This window comes from Sphingomonas sp. jy18 (assembly GCF_056931895.1).
The window spans coordinates 588,706-602,794 of sequence record NZ_JBXPBT010000002.1; the positions used below are offsets into that span (position 1 = coordinate 588,706).

13 protein-coding genes are annotated in these 14,089 nt (G+C 64.7%); 6 read left to right on the forward strand and 7 right to left on the reverse strand.

Features of this window, described 5'->3' with window-relative positions:
- Positions 1-65: 65 nt before the first annotated feature.
- The 4 genes from AC0QC4_RS07820 (at position 66) to AC0QC4_RS07835 (ending at position 4,672) form a co-directional block, all read left to right on the forward strand.
- Positions 66-1,940: a 2-oxoacid:acceptor oxidoreductase subunit alpha gene (locus tag AC0QC4_RS07820; RefSeq protein WP_483659209.1), complete on the forward strand. Its 1,875-nt coding sequence runs from the start codon at positions 66-68 to the stop codon at positions 1,938-1,940.
- Positions 1,937-2,980 (forward strand): 2-oxoacid:ferredoxin oxidoreductase subunit beta, encoded by a 1,044-nt coding sequence (locus tag AC0QC4_RS07825; RefSeq protein WP_483659211.1) that lies wholly within the window; start codon positions 1,937-1,939, stop codon positions 2,978-2,980. The genes AC0QC4_RS07820 and AC0QC4_RS07825 overlap by 4 nt, the downstream gene beginning before the upstream one ends.
- 136 nt (positions 2,981-3,116) lie before the next feature.
- Positions 3,117-4,268, forward strand: a complete 1,152-nt coding sequence (locus AC0QC4_RS07830) for a cell wall hydrolase (protein WP_483659213.1) — start codon at positions 3,117-3,119, stop codon at positions 4,266-4,268.
- A 20-nt stretch (positions 4,269-4,288) separates the two neighbouring features.
- Entirely contained in the window at positions 4,289-4,672 is a 384-nt protein-coding gene (locus AC0QC4_RS07835) for a VOC family protein (RefSeq protein ID WP_483659215.1), read from the forward strand.
- A gap of 77 nt (positions 4,673-4,749) precedes the next feature.
- Here the strand turns inward: AC0QC4_RS07835 and AC0QC4_RS07840 are convergent, their stop codons facing one another.
- From AC0QC4_RS07840 to AC0QC4_RS07855, 4 genes are all read right to left on the reverse strand, one after another.
- Positions 4,750-6,429: an ATP-binding protein gene (locus AC0QC4_RS07840; RefSeq protein ID WP_483659217.1), complete on the reverse strand. Its 1,680-nt coding sequence runs from the start codon at positions 6,427-6,429 to the stop codon at positions 4,750-4,752.
- A gap of 76 nt (positions 6,430-6,505) precedes the next feature.
- Positions 6,506-7,246 (reverse strand): TIGR02186 family protein, encoded by a 741-nt coding sequence (locus AC0QC4_RS07845; RefSeq protein WP_483659360.1) that lies wholly within the window; start codon positions 7,244-7,246, stop codon positions 6,506-6,508.
- A gap of 35 nt (positions 7,247-7,281) precedes the next feature.
- The gene (locus AC0QC4_RS07850; RefSeq protein ID WP_483659219.1) at positions 7,282-8,196 is read right to left on the reverse strand and encodes a sulfite exporter TauE/SafE family protein; all 915 of its coding nucleotides are present in this window, start codon (positions 8,194-8,196) and stop codon (positions 7,282-7,284) included.
- A 55-nt stretch (positions 8,197-8,251) separates the two neighbouring features.
- A complete protein-coding gene (locus AC0QC4_RS07855) occupies positions 8,252-10,054 on the reverse strand; it encodes a cation:proton antiporter domain-containing protein (protein WP_483659221.1) in 1,803 nt (600 codons plus the stop codon).
- A 112-nt stretch (positions 10,055-10,166) separates the two neighbouring features.
- Here AC0QC4_RS07855 and typA point away from each other — a divergent pair, with 112 nt between their 5' ends.
- Together typA and AC0QC4_RS07865 are read left to right on the forward strand one after the other, a co-directional pair.
- Complete coding sequence (gene typA / locus AC0QC4_RS07860) at positions 10,167-11,987, forward strand: translational GTPase TypA (protein ID WP_483659223.1); 1,821 nt, start codon at positions 10,167-10,169, stop codon at positions 11,985-11,987.
- Between the two features lie 70 nt (positions 11,988-12,057).
- A complete protein-coding gene (locus AC0QC4_RS07865; protein ID WP_483659225.1) occupies positions 12,058-12,501 on the forward strand; it encodes a DUF805 domain-containing protein in 444 nt (147 codons plus the stop codon).
- Between the two features lie 35 nt (positions 12,502-12,536).
- Here AC0QC4_RS07865 and AC0QC4_RS07870 read toward each other — a convergent pair whose 3' ends face one another.
- The 3 genes from AC0QC4_RS07870 to AC0QC4_RS07880 are packed head-to-tail and all read right to left on the reverse strand — an operon-like array spanning position 12,537 to position 13,966.
- The gene (locus AC0QC4_RS07870; protein WP_483659227.1) at positions 12,537-12,926 is read right to left on the reverse strand and encodes a PaaI family thioesterase; all 390 of its coding nucleotides are present in this window, start codon (positions 12,924-12,926) and stop codon (positions 12,537-12,539) included.
- Positions 12,916-13,530, reverse strand: coding sequence for a TetR-like C-terminal domain-containing protein (locus tag AC0QC4_RS07875; RefSeq protein ID WP_483659229.1), 615 nt, complete (start codon positions 13,528-13,530; stop codon positions 12,916-12,918). The genes AC0QC4_RS07870 and AC0QC4_RS07875 overlap by 11 nt, the downstream gene beginning before the upstream one ends.
- Positions 13,514-13,966, reverse strand: a complete 453-nt coding sequence (locus AC0QC4_RS07880) for a YiiD C-terminal domain-containing protein (protein ID WP_483659231.1) — start codon at positions 13,964-13,966, stop codon at positions 13,514-13,516. Before AC0QC4_RS07880 ends, AC0QC4_RS07875 begins: the two co-directional genes overlap by 17 nt.
- Positions 13,967-14,089 lie beyond the last annotated feature (123 nt).

Consider the following 14,089-nt stretch of genomic DNA (forward strand, 5'->3'; position numbering starts at 1 on the left):
TATGGCGCAAGCGGGCGTAGGGAATCGTCTATCGCAGAAGAAACGGGTCAGGACCCATAACGACCATGGCCACCGCCATCCAAGAACCGACCGCCGCCCACCCCGCCACCACCACGCCATCCGACTCTGTTGTCGTCCGCTTTGCGGGGGACTCGGGCGATGGCATGCAGCTGACCGGCGGGCAGTTCACCCTCTCGACCGCGCTGACCGGTAATGACCTTGCTACCTTCCCGGATTTTCCGGCGGAGATCCGCGCGCCGCAGGGCACGCTGTTTGGCGTCTCGGCTTTCCAGATCAATTTCGGATCGGACCAGATCGACACCGCGGGCGACCAGCCCGATGTGCTGGTAGCGATGAATCCGGCGGCGCTGAAGACCAACGTCAAGGCGCTGAAGCCGGGCGGGCTGATCATCGCCGACAGCGGCGAGTTCAACGAACGCAACCTCGCCAAGGCGAAATATGACAACAATCCGCTGGAGGATGGCACGCTCGCCAAATGGCAGCTGGTGTCGATCAACATCTCCCAGCTGACCCTGGAAGCGGTCAAGCCGTTCGGCCTTGGCAACAAGGAAGCGCTGCGCTGCAAGAATATGTGGACGCTCGGCCTGGCCTTATGGATGTTCGACCGCGACCGGCAACCACTGGTCGACTGGCTGAACAAGAAGTTCGCCAAGAAGCCGGTGCTGGCGGAAGCGAACATCGCCGCGCTGAACGCCGGTCATGCCTATGGCGAGACCGTGGAATTGGGCAATGCCATCACCCAGCGGGCGGTCGCGCCGGCGGCGGTGACCCCGGGATTGTACCGGACGATGACCGGCGCAGAGGCGATTGCGCTGGGTCTGGTCGCGGGCGCGCAGCTCGCCGGGCTGAAGATGTTCTTCGGCGGCTATCCGATCACCCCGGCATCGGCCATCCTCCATTACCTGTCCGGCCTCAAGGAATATGGGATCACCACCTTCCAGGCCGAGGACGAGATCGCGGCCATCGCGTCGGCCATCGGTGCCAGCTATGCGGGGCAGCTCGGCGTCACCTCCTCGTCGGGCCCCGGCATCGCGCTGAAGGGCGAGGCGATGGGCCTTGCCATCATGACCGAGCTGCCGCTGGTCATCGTCAATTCGCAGCGCGGCGGCCCGTCGACGGGCCTTCCCACCAAGACCGAGCAGTCCGACCTCTATCAGGCGGTCTATGGCCGCAACGGCGATGCGCCGATGCCGGTCATCGCGGCGCGCTCGCCTGGCGACTGTTTCGAGGCGGCAATCGAGGCGGTGCGCATCGCCGTCCAGTATATGACGCCGGTGATGCTGCTTACCGACGGTTATATCGCCAATGCGGCCGAGCCGTGGAAGGTGCCCGACCTGTCGAGCTATGCGCCCTTCCCGGTCGAGTTCATGACGCAGGTGCCGGAAGGGACCTTCCTGCCCTATGAGCGCAACGCGCTCGGCTCGCGACCGTGGGTCAAACCGGGGACGCCGGGACTGATGCACCGTATCGGCGGCATCGAAAAGGCGCAGAAGACCGGTCATATCGATTACAGCCCGGCGAACCATGAGCTGATGACCAAACTCAGGCGGATGAAGGTGCTGGGCATAGCCGAGCATCTGCCCGATCAGGATGTCGCGCTCGGCGAGGATCATGGCGCGCTCGCCATCGTCGGCTGGGGCTCGACCTACGGCCCCATCCATCAGGCGGTGCGGCGCCAGCGCGCCAAGGGCCGTGACGTCTCGCAAATCCATCTGCGCCACATCTGGCCGCTGCCCAAGAACCTCGGGGAGCTGCTCAAGCGCTATGACCGGGTGCTGGTACCGGAGATGAACACCGGTCAGCTCAAGACGGTGCTGCGCGACCAGTATCTGGTCGATGCCCGCCCGCTCAACAAGGTTTCGGGTCAGCCCTTCACCATCGCCGAGATCGAAGAGGCCATCGAGGGAGCGTTGTCATGAACGCCATTACGCCTATCGCCAAGTCGACGCCCAAGGACTGGGAAACCGATCAGGAAGTCCGCTGGTGCCCCGGCTGCGGGGACTATGCGATCCTCAAGGCGGTGCAGCGCACCATGCCGGAAATCGGCGCAACGCCGGAAAATACGGTGTTCGTTTCCGGCATCGGCTGCTCCAGCCGCTTCCCTTATTACATGGAAACCTACGGCTTCCACACCATCCACGGCCGCGCGCCGGCGGTGGCGACCGGGGTCAAGCTCGCCAATCCCGAACTCGACGTGTGGATCGTCACCGGCGATGGCGACGCCCTGTCGATCGGCGGCAACCACACCTTCCACCTTTTGCGTCGCAATCTCGATTGCCAGGTGCTGCTGTTCAACAACGAGATCTATGGCCTGACCAAGGGGCAATATTCGCCGACCAGCGCCATCGGCACGCGCTCGCCATCGACGCCCTATGGCTCGGTGGATCGTCCGGCGCAGGCCTGCGCCTTCGCGCTGGGCGCGGGCGCGCGGTTCGTGGCGCGCGCCTACGATGTCTCCAAGGAGCTGCCGACGGTGCTCAAGGCGGCGCATGCCCACAAGGGCGCGGCTTTCGTCGAGATTTTCCAGAACTGCATCGTCTACAACGAGGATGTTTTCGCCGGCTTTACCGACAAGGCCAATGCCCATCACCAGCTGTGGCTGACGCATGGTCAGCCGATGCTGTTCGGCAATGCCAAGGCGGGCATCAACAAGGGCATCGCGCTCGATCGCGACAAGCTCGAGCTCAAGGTCGTCGACGTGATCGATGGCGACTGGCAGGCCGCCGGCGTGCTGGTGCATGACGTCACCAACCGCAGCGTGGCGCACATGCTTGTCGAGATGAAGTTCGGCGAATATCCGATGGCGCTGGGCGTGCTGTACGATGACCCGCGCCCGACCTTCGAAGAAGCCGTAGTCGCCCAGAATGCGGCGGCGAGCGAGGGCAAGAGTGCCGATCTGTCGAAGCTGCTCGCCAAAGGCCAGACTTGGCAAGTGGTCGACGCGCCACACGGGCTGTAGGCTTGAACGGCCTCTGCCCGGCGCGCAGTAGTGCGCGCCAGTTAAGCGGCGTTAACCCGTTCCGCACGATAGTCTGCTAGGACCATCGTCCTGGGCGCGGGTCACCCGCACCATTTGGGCAGCTGAGGGCAGCGACATGGCAACAGCGGCGGTCACGCCACCGGTCATTCCGCTGTCCGGCCCCGGGCAGAATGCGCGCTGGAGCAGGCGGCGATCGTGGCCGTGGCGTTTGCTGCTGGTCATCGCCGCCATCGCCGTCGCGCTGTTGCTGACCCATCAGGTGTTCGGGCGCATCGCGGTGGGCAACCGCTACAGCGTGACCGTACCGGTGGAGCTCAAGCCTTATGACCCGGAGCTATGGTCGCTGGTCAATGCCGAAAGCTTTGAGGCAGCGCAGGCGCTGGACGCCGCATTGCCCGATCCTGCGCTGCTTGCCGAGGCCGCCAATGGGGCACCGCCGCCTGACCAGCGGACGATGCAGCAGGCCGTGCAGGAGGCCTATACCGGCCCGGCGGCACGCCCTTACGCCTTTCGCGGGCGCACGGCGACCGACACCACCCGCGCACATTACTGCCTGACCGCCGCCATCTATTACGAGGCGGCCAGCGAGACCGACGACGGCATGCGCGGGGTCGCGCAGGTGGTTCTCAATCGTACGCGTCACCCGAGCTTTCCGGGCAGCATCTGCGGCGTGGTCTTCCAGGGCTCCAACCGGGCCATCGTCTGCCAGTTCACCTTCGCCTGCGATGGCGCCATGGCCCGCGCGCCCAGCCGCGCCAACTGGGCCCGGGCCAGCCGTATCGCCTCCGAAGCGCTGGGCGGCCGGGTGTTCGCTCCGGTCGGCCTTGCAACCTTCTATCACACGCAAGCGATTTGGCCGTCATGGGGACGCAGCCTTGCCATGACCAATGTGGTCGGCGCGCATATCTTCCATCGTTTCCGTGGCCGCTATGGCACGCCGCCGGCCTTCAGCCGGCCTTACGCCGGGGTCGAGCCGCAACCGGGCCCTTATCTGCCGATCGCGGCCCAGCTTGCCGCGCGGGCAGGGCGGGCAGCTCCGGGCGCGAACGTGCCTAGCACGACGCTTGCCGATCCTGCGCTCGCGACAAGCGGCACGCCGATCGCGCCATTGCCCGCAACGGCAGCCCCCCAGCCGGGCTTCGTATCCAATCCCGTCGCGCCGGCTGCTCCGCCACGGGCGGCGCCGGCCTATGCCGATCCGCGGCTTGCGCAATCGGGCAGCGTCAGGGAAGAATATCGCAACAGCGGGTCGGCCATCGCCCGCTGAGTCGGCGGGGAGGATGTAGCATGGGCGTGACCGGGATCGGTGGGCTGTTCTTCAGGGCGCGTGACCCCGACGCGCTTAATGCCTGGTATCGCGAATGGCTGGGGATCGGCGCAGGCTGCACCAGCGATCCGACCGTGCCCATCGACCAGTGGAGCTGGCACACCACGGCCGGGCCTGTGGTGTTCGCGCCATTCAAGGCGGACACCGACTATTTTCCGGCGGATCGCGCCTACATGCTCAATCTGCGCGTCGACGACCTAGACGGCGTGTTGCGGCCGTTCCGCGCTGCGGGCGTGGAGGTACTGACCGATCCCTCATGGGACGACCCGTCGGTGGGCCGCTTCGCGCGTATTCATGATCCGGAAGGCAACCCCATCGAATTGTGGGAACCGCCGAAGGGCTGAGGCCCGCCCGTGCGAGCAGCTGCGGGCGCCATGCACGGCGCCGTGACGCGCTGGTCACCACAGCCTTGCGGACGCGCCTAGCGGCCCTGCGAGCGCCAGCGACGGACGATGCGGTCGACGATCTCTGTCTCGCCGCCGGTCTGCCGCCACAGGTCGGAGAACAGCGGGTCGGTCGACGCCGGGCGCTTGGACTCCTCGAGCGTGTCGAGCATGACGCGCACCGGAATGGCGACGCCTTCGCCGCAGATCACGCATTCGCGATTGCGCAGCGCGGCGATCGAATCGACGAAGCCGCGCGAGCCTTCCGGCATCGCTGCCTTGACGAAATTCTGGTCGCGCTCGTTGTTGAGGCGCATGGCGATGATCGTGCCGCACTGCGACAGCACGCCTTCGGCAAGGTCGGACGGGCGCTGGGTGATCAGGCCCAGCGAGACGCCGTACTTACGGCCTTCCTTGGCGATGCGGCCCAGGATGCGGCCCACCGACGAACCGTCGGCATTGCGTTCGTTGGGCACATAGCGGTGCGCTTCCTCGCACACGAGGAGGATCGGGCGCTGCGGCTCGTCGCGCGACCAGATCGCATAATCGAACACCATGCGGGACAGCACGGCGACGACCACGCGCACCACATCGGATGGCACGCCCGACACGTCGACGATCGAAATCGGACGCCCGTCGGCCGGCATGCGGAAAATCTTGGCGAGGAAGGTCGCCATGGTGTCGCCGACCAGCATGCCTGAGAACATGAAATTGTACCGCGGGTCCGCCCGCAGTTCCTCGATCTTGGTCTTCAGGCGCATGAACGGCGCCGAGGAGGTCGCCTTGTCGAGCTTGCCCATTTCTGTCTGGACGATGTTGAGTAGGTCGGACAGCAGATAGGGCACCGGCGAATCGATGGTCAGCTTCGACACACCCTCGGCCGCCTTGTTCTTGGCGCGCGCTTGCAGCAGGCAGCGTGACAGAATGTCGCAGTCCATCTGCCGGTCGGCGCCCTGGGAGGTCACGAACACCTCGCAATGCTCTTCGAAATTGAGCAGCCAATAGGGCATGGCGAGATTGTCGACGTCGAAGATCGCGCCCTGTCCGCGGAACGCCGCGCTATACTCGCCATGCGGATCGATCATCACGATATGGCCTTCCGGCGCCATTTCGACGATGCGATGCAGGATAAGCGCGGCGCTGGTCGATTTGCCGGTACCCGTCGATCCCAGCAACGCGAAATGCTTGCCGAGCAGCGGGTCGATGTAGAGCGCGGCACGGGTATCGGTGGTCGGATAGACGGTGCCGATTTCGACATGCGGGCGGTTGTCGGTGGCATAGATCTGGCGCAGGTCGTTGCCGGTGGCGGCATAGACCGGGCTGCCCGGGATCGGATAGCGGGTAACACCGCGGCGGAAATTGCAGATCTTGCCCGTCAGCATTTCCTCGTCGCCTTCGCCGAGGAAGTCGACCGTGGCGACGATCAGCCCCGGATCGCGCGGATGCAGCTTCTGGTTGCGGATGCCCGCGACCAGCCAGACATTACCGACACGGATCTTGATCTGGCTGCCGACCTGACCGGCCATTGCGACCGTGGCGTCGCTGCTGTCGGCGAGGAACTTCAGCGCATCCGCCGAGAGGATGATCTGCGAATGAGATCCGGCGATGTCCATCACTTCGCCGACCAGCAACCGTTCGAGGCTTGCGGTGCGCGCTTCGACTGCGCTGATCAATGTCGGCTCATCGTTGCCCTGCGGCTTTCCCGATTGGAAATCCATCGTATGTCGCCAATCCTTGTGCGGTCAGATGGTCTGACTGCTAAGGCAAGGATGTTAAAAAAACGGGAGCGAGCGGTTAACGTCTGGCAAACACAAGGCCGGCGAGCCAGCCAAGACCGACTGAAATCATCACCGCGACGAGCCCGTAGATCAGCCCGTAATCCTCCGCCGCCAGCGCGACGAAGCGGTCGAAACCGGTTTTCTGGATGTCGATGTCTCGCGAAGCCACGGCAAGCACCTGGCCCCGGCTGATGAGATAAGTTTCCGCCATGTAGCGCCCCACCGGCACCTGCGCGGGCAGGGCGAGCCTGGCGCGATAGAGCACGCCTTCGCGGATCTCCACCGCATCGCTCTGCTCGACAAACAGCCGCTGACGCTGCTTGAGGTCGATCAGCCCGGCCTCGAAGCGCCGCAATTGTTCCTCGCCCGCAAAGCTGGAGGGTGACAATGAGAGATTCTCGAGGCCGATTTCGTATATCGCCGCGGTGCGCTCATCGACTATGTCCGCAATCGGTTTCGATGAGGCGACCGCGTAAAAGCCCGGTGCAGAGGCAAAGCGGACACTTTCGGCATTGACCCATATGCCCGCGACGCGGCGTTTTTCGCGCAGGCGGATTGGCTGCGTCGGCCCCTTGATGACCACCACGATGTCGGCGCGGCTGTCCGGCGCGCGCCCGTCAGGATAGACGATCGCTCCGAACAACAGCAGGTCTTCGCCGGTAAAGCTGTATTTGATCTCGACCGAACGGTTGGACACATCGGGCACCAATACCGGATCGCGCGCGCTCTCAGCCGGTCCGGTCAATCCGACCAGCATCAGCGTTGCCGCAACCAGGCAGGCCAGCCGGCGGGTCACAGCAGCTGGATCGTGTAGATTTCGTCGGGACGCCAGACGAGGCCGAGCCCGACCCGCAGCGCCACCAGCAGGACGATGACCGCGAGGCCCAGCCGCAACTTGGCCGGGTCGACCTTCATCGCGAAGCGCGCGCCGAACTGTGCGCCGACAACGCCGCCGAGCAGGAGCAGCAGTGCGAGCACGATATCCACAGCACGCGTGGTGACGCTGTGGATCATCGTCGTCGCGATGGTGGTGAACAGGATCTGGAACAGCGATGTTCCCACCACCACCTGGGCGCCCATGCCGAGGATGTAGAGCATCGCGGGTACCATGATGAACCCGCCGCCGACGCCGAGCAGCATCGTCAGGATACCGGTCGCCATACCGAGCAGCAACGGCGCCAGCGGCGACATGTAGAGACCCGAGCGATAGAAGCGCCAGCGCATCGGCAACATCACGACGATGGGGTGGTGGCGGCGCTTGCGCGCGGGCAGGGGTATGCCGCTGCGCTGGGCGCGCACCGTCATCAGCGATTCACGCAGCATCATGCTGCCGATGCCGCCGAGCAGGAACAGGTAGAGCACCGAAATCACGACATCGATCTGCCCCTTGGCGGTCAGCCATTCGAACAGCCAGGCGCCGATGCCCGATCCCAGCACCCCGCCGGCCACCAGCACGCTGCCCAGCCGCATGTCGACCGCGTCGCGCCGCAAGTGCGCGAGCATGCCCGACACGCTGGCTCCGGTGACCTGGGTTGCCGCGGACGCTGCCGCCACGGTGGGCGGGATGCCGTAGAAGATCAGCAGCGGCGTGGTCAGGAAGCCGCCTCCCACCCCGAACATTCCCGACAAGATGCCGACCAGCCCACCCAGCGTCACGATCACCAGGATGTTCACCGACATGTTTGCGACGGGAAGGTAGAGGTCCATGGCCGGTTGATAGTCCCCCTTGGTCAGGCAAGTCGAGTGGCGAGCGCCGCGCGCGTCACCCCTCGGCGCCCATGCTGCCGTCGCTGCTGGTGGCCGCCCGCTTGCTGCCGCCCAGTCGCGCGCGCGGTTCGGTGGCGAGCTCGCCACGCTCGACAATGGCGCGGCGCACTTCGGCGCGATGCTCGTGGATCGACGCGATCACCGGGCCGACTGCAACGCCGATGTCGACCAGTAGCGCTTCGGCCATCTGCAGCGACCCTTCGAGCGCTTCCGGTACCGAATCATTGGCCCCGGCACGATAGAGGGCGGCGGCATCGTTGGCGTCGCGCGCGCGGGTGACGATCGGCAGGTCGTCGAACCGATCGCGCAGCAGCCGGGTCAGTTGCAACTGCTGGACGGGGTCATCCATGGTCAGGACGATGGCCGAGAGGGTGAGGTGATCGAACCGGTCCATGAAACGCGGGCGCGCGGCATCGCCGAAGCGGACATTGTAGCCATTCGCGCGGGCACGGGCGACCGCATCGATGTCCGCCTCGATCGCGACATAGGCGCGGTCGTGGCGGTCGAGCATATCCGCGATCACTTGCCCGACCCGGCCGAAACCGACGATGAGCACCAGCGGCCGGCTGTCATCGATGGCCAGCTCGTCGGTCGAGGCCATGTCAATGCGCCGCGCGATGCCATGGCCGATCTTGGCGAGCAGCGGGGTGATAGTGAGGCCGATGGCGGTGATGATCTGCCAGAAGGCGGCGTCTTCGGCACTGACCACGCCTGCCGTCACCGCCGCGCCGAGCACGATCAGCGTCGTCTCGGACGGGCTAGCCATCAGGATCGCCACCTCGGCGGCGGTGCCCTTGCGCACCCGGCCTGCGCGCAGCAGCAGAAAGGTGACGACCACCTTGATCCCCAATATCCCCGCCACCGCCGCAAGGATGGTCGGCCATTCGCGGATGATCTGTGACAGGTCGACACCCATGCCGACGGTGATCAGGAAGACGCCCAGAGCAAGGCCCTTGAACGGGTTGATGATCGCTTCGACCTCATTGTGGTATTCGGTCTCCGCAATCATCAGCCCAGCCAGCAGCGCACCGACGATCGGCGACAGGCCGACGCTGGCGGTGGCCAGACTGGCGAGGATGACGACGAGCAGGCTCGCCGCCAGGAACAGCTCCGGATTCTTGGCCCGCGCGGCCTGCGCAAACAGTTGGGGCAGGGCGAACCAGCCGATCAGCGCCAGCGCGGCGATCATGGCGACGCTCTGGACGATCAGCGTGACCAGATCGGCGAAAGGGTCTGCCGCCATCATCCCGGGCGCCATTGCGCCGAGGATGAAGATGATGGGAACGATCGCCAGATCCTCGAACAGCAGCATCGAGAAGGCATTCTGCCCCACTCGTCCGGTGGTGCCCGAGATCGGCAGCACCAGCGCGGTCGAAGACAAGGTGAGCGCGAAACCGAGGCCGAGCGCGGACAGCCAGCCTTCGCCGAACAGCATCAGCGCCGCGGCAATGGCGAGGCCGCCGAAGATCAGTTCTCCGGCGCCGATCCCGAATACCTTGGCCCGCAGCGCCCACAATCGCCGGAACGAAAGTTCCAGGCCGATGCTGAACAACAGCAGGATGATGCCAAACTCGGCATAGGGGGCAATCGCCGCCTCGTCGGTAATGGTGACGTAGAACAGCCAGGGATAATCATCGACCAGCGTGCCGAGGCCGTGGGGACCTACGGCGATGCCGACCAGAATGAAACCGATCACCGGGCTGACACGCAGCCGCGCGAACGCGGGGATGACGATGCCCGCCGCACCGAGGATGACCAAGGCATCCGACAGTGCGTTGAGAGTCAAACCGTTGTGCATGCGAATTGCTTAGCCGCAAGCGAGGGCCAAAGTCACCCCGCCCTTGCCGCATTGCAACAAAATCGCTAGGGGCGCGCCAACTCTCCCGCATAATCGAAAAGACACGCCCCCCATGGCCCTGCGCAATATCGCCATCATCGCCCACGTCGATCATGGCAAGACCACCCTCGTCGACCAGCTGTTCCGCCAGTCAGGCACCTTTCGCGACAACCAGCGCGTCGAGGAACGGGCGATGGATTCGAACGATCTTGAAAAGGAACGCGGCATCACGATTCTGGCGAAGTGCACCAGCGTCGAATGGCAGGGCACGCGCATCAACATCGTCGACACGCCGGGCCACGCCGACTTCGGCGGCGAGGTCGAACGCATCCTCTCGATGGTCGACGGGGTCATTCTGCTGGTCGATGCGGCCGAGGGGCCGATGCCGCAAACCAAGTTCGTCACCGGCAAGGCGCTGGCGCTGGGCCTGCGCCCGATCGTCGTCGTCAACAAGATCGACCGAAGCGATGCGCGCGCCGCCGAAGTCCTCGACGAATGTTTCGAATTGTTCCTCAATCTCGGTGCAAACGACGAGCAGCTCGACTTCCCGATCCTCTACGCGTCCGGCCGCAATGGCTATGCTAGCGAGGATATCGAAGCGCGCGAAGGCGATCTGACGCCGCTGTTCCAGACGATCGTCGATCATGTCCCGGCGCCGAAGGTGGAGGCCGACGCCCCCTTCTCGATGCTGGTGACGCTGCTGGACCGTGACAATTTCCTCGGTCGCATCCTCACCGGCCGCGTTGCCACCGGCACCGTCAAGGTCAACCAGCCGATCCACGCGCTCGACGCATCGGGTAAGGTGATAGAGGCCGGGCGCGCGTCCAAGCTCTTCTCGTTCCAGGGGCTGGAGCGGGTGCCGGTGGAAGAAGCCAAGGCGGGCGACATCATCAGCCTGGCCGGCCTCGCCGTGGCGACTGTTGCCAACACCATCGCCGAAACCAGCGTGACCACCCCGATTGCCGCGCAGCCGATCGACCCGCCGACGCTGTCGATGCGCTTTGCGGTGAATGATTCCCCGTTTGCCGGTCGTGAAGGCGACAAGGTGACCAGTCGCATGATCCGCGACCGCCTGTTCCGCGAAGCGGAATCGAACGTCGCCATCCGCGTCACCGAAAGCGCCGACAAGGACAGTTTCGAAGTCGCCGGCCGCGGCGAGCTGCAGCTTGGCGTGCTCATCGAGACGATGCGCCGCGAAGGCTTCGAGCTCGGCATCAGCCGCCCGCGCGTGCTGTTCCAGACCGATGAAGCCGGCGGTCGCACCGAGCCGTACGAAACGGTAGTCATCGACGTCGATGACGAACATTCGGGCACGGTCATCGAGAAGATGAACATCAGGAAGGCCGAGCTGACCGACATGCGCCCCTCGGGCGGCGGCAAGACCCGCATCACCTTCTCTGCGCCGTCGCGTGGCCTGATCGGCTATCATGGCGAATTCCTGTCGGACACGCGCGGGACCGGCATCATGAACCGGTTGTTCGAAAAATATGGTCCCTACAAGGGCCAGATCGAGGGCCGCGCCAATGGCGTGCTGATCTCGATGGGCACCGGCGAGGCCGTCGCCTACGCGCTCAACGCACTCGAGGATCGCGGCGTGCTGTTCGTCCAGCCGGGCGAGCCGCTGTACGAGGGCATGATCATCGGCGAGAATGCCAAGCCTGACGATCTTGAGGTCAATCCGCTCAAGTCAAAGCAGCTCACCAACTTCCGCGCCAGCGGCAAGGACGACGCCATTCGCCTGACCCCGCCGCGTCGTGCGACGCTGGAACAGGCCATCGCCTATATCGACGATGACGAAATGGTCGAAGTGACGCCCAAGAGCATCCGGATCCGCAAGATCCATCTCGATCCGCATGAGCGCAAGAAGCACAAGCGCAAGCTCGAGGCGGCGTAAGCACGGCCATCCTTGCGACGCTACTGGCGCCGGCTAGACCGATCGCTGGACCGTGAAAGGGGATCGCACGATGGAATGGATGATCTTGCCGCTGAAGCGGTATGCCGAATTTTCGGGTCGGTCTCGCCGCCGCGAATATTGGATGTTCGTGCTGTTCCAGCTGCTGATCTACACAGCGCTGACCGTCGCCGCCATCACCGTATCTGCTGCAATGGGCGATTATGCCGACAGCGCGGATTCCCAGAACGGCGGGAGGGTCGTCGTGCTGGTGTTTCTCGCCTTGGGCGTGATCACCTGGCTAGGCCTGCTCGTCCCCAATCTGGCCGTGATTGCCCGGCGGATGCAGGACCAGAACATCCCTGGCGCAGTGGGGATCATCCTCTATCTGTTCGGCCTTCTGATCGGCTTTACCGGGCTGATCTTGCTGATCCTGTCCCTGATACCCGGCACCAGGGGCCCCAACCGGTTTGGTGAAGACCCCAAAAGCTGGTCACCGGGCGACATCTTCGCCTGAACCATTCTGTAGCTGTGGCTGACGGCGCCTGAGCCCTACAGCACCAGCTGCGTCTGCGTCACCAGCGCCACGTCACGGCCATCGGCGCGGCGGATGCGGGTCTGCCAGATTGACAGGGTCTTGCCGATCTTGACCGGTGTGGTTTCACCTTCGACGATTTCGCCCTCGGGTCCGGCCCCGAGGAAATTGGTCTTGCTCTCGATGGTGGTGGTGCCCTGGGCACCCGCAGGCAGATTCAACACCGCACCGATGGCACCGAGCGCATCGGCAAAGGCCATGATTGCACCGCCGTGCATGATGTGGCCGGCGGTGCACAGCTCGGGGCGGACCAGCAGGCGGCCGATAACCCGGTTCGGTTGCGCGTCCACTACCTCGACCCCCATAAGCTTGGAAAAGGGCATGCTGTCGGCAAGGTTAGCGCTCATTGGTGTGGCCTTTCTGTTCGTGCCATAAGGGTTGTGCCAGCGCTGCAGGCCGCGTGTCCGATGCAGCGATGGCGAGCAATTCTTCGATGAAGGCGGCATCGTCACGCGCGTGCAGAATGCCGGAGCGATGGAGGGTCACCCCGCCATGCAGCAGCATCCAGAAGCGCATCACTTGCCGTCGCGCGGCGGTGGGATTGTCCGCGGTCGGCGCTAGCGTTGCGATCGAGCGGGCGATCAGGCGGTCGGCGCTGGTCCGCAGGTCCGGGTGCCGGTCGAACGCGCCATAATCCTGGCGCATCATCAGTGCGTAGAGTGCGGGGTTGGCGAGGGCGAAGCCGGCGAAAATTCTCAGGAAACCCGCCGTATCCCCGGCGTCGGTCAAGAGGTTGCTCAACCGCTCATAGCCGACGGCTGCAACTGCGGCCTCCAGCCCTGCCCGATCCACGAACTGCGCGGCGATGGCCCGGTGGGCGACGCCGCAAGCATCCGCCACCCCGCGCATGGTGAAGCTGGCGTCAGGCGCGCTTGCCAGCAACGACAGCGCTGCGGCTATCGCATCGGCGCGCAAATTGCCGTGATGATAATTGTCACGCTGCTCGGCCATTGGAGCGGACATGCCATTGTATCTCGACCGTTGCCACCGCAACATCGCTGGCGTCATGGATAGTGACGGCAACGCCGAACTCGGTCTTGCCGATCGTCGCGAGCTCGGCAAGCAGCTCCTCGGCCGGTCGGCTTGCCACCGCCCGCGCGACCAGATTGCCCTTGGCCGGCTTCAGATAGGCTATGGTGCCTTTCGACGCGACAGGGCGCACCTGCATCAGCACCGGTGCTAGCGCACCAGCCATCGCCGCGCCGGATGCCGCTTCTGCGAGTGTGAACAGCGCGCCAGCATGCATGGTGGCGATGTGGTTGGTGAGCTCCGCACGCTCGTCGAGCGCAGCTTCTGCCTGGCCGCTTTCGACCGAGGTGATGCGTACGCCGACATAGGCCGCAAAGGGAACGGAGGTCTGCAGGTGGGTCTTGATCATTTCGAGCATAGGTGCGACTCCATTTATCCATTGGATAAACATTGCCTGTGGCGTCGTCAATTGTCGTGCGAAGATCAAGCGAGCGAACCGACAGGGGCGATGATCCCTTCGTCGAACCTACTCATGACTTGC

What these genes read in the sequence shown, in the direction of transcription:
- AC0QC4_RS07835 (WP_483659215.1), top strand. Translation starts at nt 4,289, where the DNA reads ATGGGCGTGACCGGGATCGGTGGGCTGTTCTTCAGGGCGCGTGACCCC.
- AC0QC4_RS07820 (WP_483659209.1), top strand. Translation starts at nt 66, where the DNA reads ATGGCCACCGCCATCCAAGAACCGACCGCCGCCCACCCCGCCACCACC.
- AC0QC4_RS07855 (WP_483659221.1), bottom strand. Translation starts at nt 10,054, where the DNA reads ATGCACAACGGTTTGACTCTCAACGCACTGTCGGATGCCTTGGTCATC.
- AC0QC4_RS07840 (WP_483659217.1), bottom strand. Translation starts at nt 6,429, where the DNA reads ATGGATTTCCAATCGGGAAAGCCGCAGGGCAACGATGAGCCGACATTG.
- AC0QC4_RS07825 (WP_483659211.1), top strand. Translation starts at nt 1,937, where the DNA reads ATGAACGCCATTACGCCTATCGCCAAGTCGACGCCCAAGGACTGGGAA.
- AC0QC4_RS07875 (WP_483659229.1), bottom strand. Translation starts at nt 13,530, where the DNA reads ATGGCCGAGCAGCGTGACAATTATCATCACGGCAATTTGCGCGCCGAT.
- typA (WP_483659223.1), top strand. Translation starts at nt 10,167, where the DNA reads ATGGCCCTGCGCAATATCGCCATCATCGCCCACGTCGATCATGGCAAG.
- AC0QC4_RS07830 (WP_483659213.1), top strand. Translation starts at nt 3,117, where the DNA reads ATGGCAACAGCGGCGGTCACGCCACCGGTCATTCCGCTGTCCGGCCCC.
- AC0QC4_RS07880 (WP_483659231.1), bottom strand. Translation starts at nt 13,966, where the DNA reads ATGCTCGAAATGATCAAGACCCACCTGCAGACCTCCGTTCCCTTTGCG.
- AC0QC4_RS07850 (WP_483659219.1), bottom strand. Translation starts at nt 8,196, where the DNA reads ATGGACCTCTACCTTCCCGTCGCAAACATGTCGGTGAACATCCTGGTG.
- AC0QC4_RS07865 (WP_483659225.1), top strand. Translation starts at nt 12,058, where the DNA reads ATGGAATGGATGATCTTGCCGCTGAAGCGGTATGCCGAATTTTCGGGT.
- AC0QC4_RS07845 (WP_483659360.1), bottom strand. Translation starts at nt 7,246, where the DNA reads ATGCTGGTCGGATTGACCGGACCGGCTGAGAGCGCGCGCGATCCGGTA.
- AC0QC4_RS07870 (WP_483659227.1), bottom strand. Translation starts at nt 12,926, where the DNA reads ATGAGCGCTAACCTTGCCGACAGCATGCCCTTTTCCAAGCTTATGGGG.